The organism is Streptomyces sp. RP5T, from assembly GCF_003933965.1.
GTDB lineage: Bacteria > Actinomycetota > Actinomycetes > Streptomycetales > Streptomycetaceae > Streptomyces.
The window spans coordinates 1-1,450 of the sequence record NZ_RSAJ01001059.1 but is presented as its reverse complement, the minus strand read 5'-3'; the positions used below and the strand labels follow the sequence as shown (position 1 = coordinate 1,450).

The window sequence follows — 1,450 nt, the reverse complement described above, 5'->3', positions numbered from 1 at the left end:
CGCTGATTCTGATCAGAATGCCGATCAGGGCCCAGTTGGCGATGACGGAGGAACCGCCGTACGCGAGGAAGGGCATCGTCATACCGGTCAGCGGGATCAGGCCCATCACACCGCCGGCCACCACGAAGACCTGGAGCGCGAAGGCGCCGGACAGGCCGATGGCGAGCAGCTTGCCGAAGGGGTCGCGGGCGGCGAGGGCGGTGCGCACGCCGCGCTCCACGATCAGGCCGTAGATCAGCAGGATCGCCATGAGGCCGGCCAGGCCCAGCTCCTCGCCGAAGGTCGCGAGGATGAAGTCGGAGTTGGCGGCGAAGCGGATCAGTTCGGAGTGGCCCTGTCCCCAGCCGGTGCCGAGGGTGCCGCCGGAGCCGAAGGCCCACAGGGCCTGCATGGCCTGCTCGGAGTGGACGATGCCGTCGTTGCTGCCGTTGCGGCTGAGCAGGTACTCGTGCATCGGGTTGAGCCAGGCCTGGACACGCGTCTGGACGTGCGGTTCGAAGCTGGCCACGCCGACGGCGCCGGCCGCGGACATCAGCAGACCGAAGACGATCCAGCTGGTCCGCTCGGTGGCGACGTACAGCATGATGATGAACATTCCGAAGAACAGCAGCGAGGTACCGAGGTCGGTCTCGAACACCAGGATGAGGATCGACATCATCCAGACGACGATGATCGGACCGAGGTCGCGGCCGCGCGGCAGGTACAGGCCCATGAAGCGGCGGCTGGCGAGGGCGAGCGCGTCCCGTTTGACCATGAGGTAGCCGGCGAAGAAGATCGCGAGCACGATCTTGGCGAACTCACCGGGCTGGATGGTGAAGCTGCCGACCTGGATCCAGATCTTGGCGCCGTAGGTGATGTTGGCGCCGAGGCCCGGGACCAGCGGGAGGAGCAGCAGGACCAGCGCGCCGACCATGGAGATGTAGGTGTAGCGCTGCAGGACCCGGTGGTCCTTGAGGAAGATCAGCACGACGGCGAACAGGGCGATCCCCATGGCCGTGTAGATCAGCTGGTTGGTCGCCTTGCCGCCGGCCTGGCCGATCTGCTGGAGCAGCTTCGACTGGTCCAGCCGCCAGATCGCGACGAGCCCGAGGCCGTTGAGCAGGGTGGCCAGCGGCAGCATCAGCGGGTCCGCGTAGGGCGCGAACTTGCGGACGGCGAGATGGGCGACGCCGGCCAGCAGGCCGAGGCCCAGGCCGTAGCTCAGCAGCCCGGTCGGGACCTGGTCGTCGATCGCCAGCCCCACGTTGGCGTAGGCGAAGACCGGGATGAGGACGGCGAACACCAGCAGCGCCAGCTCGGTGTTGCGGCGGCTCGGGGCGCCGATCGCGCCGATCGTGGACGTGTGGTGCGTCGACGGGTTCGAAGTACTGCTCATCGTGTGACAGGGCCTCTCACGGCTTGCCTACTGCGTACCGCAGTTCCCGACGACCTGCTTCTCCTCGTCCGAGAG

General features: G+C 67.4%; 1 protein-coding gene. It reads right to left on the bottom strand.

Annotated elements, in window-relative coordinates:
* Window positions 1–1,375: FtsW/RodA/SpoVE family cell cycle protein (locus EHS43_RS44450; RefSeq protein ID WP_148104339.1), on the bottom strand; the 1,375-nt coding region annotated here is incomplete at its 3' end.
* Window positions 1,376–1,450: the final 75 nt, after the last annotated feature.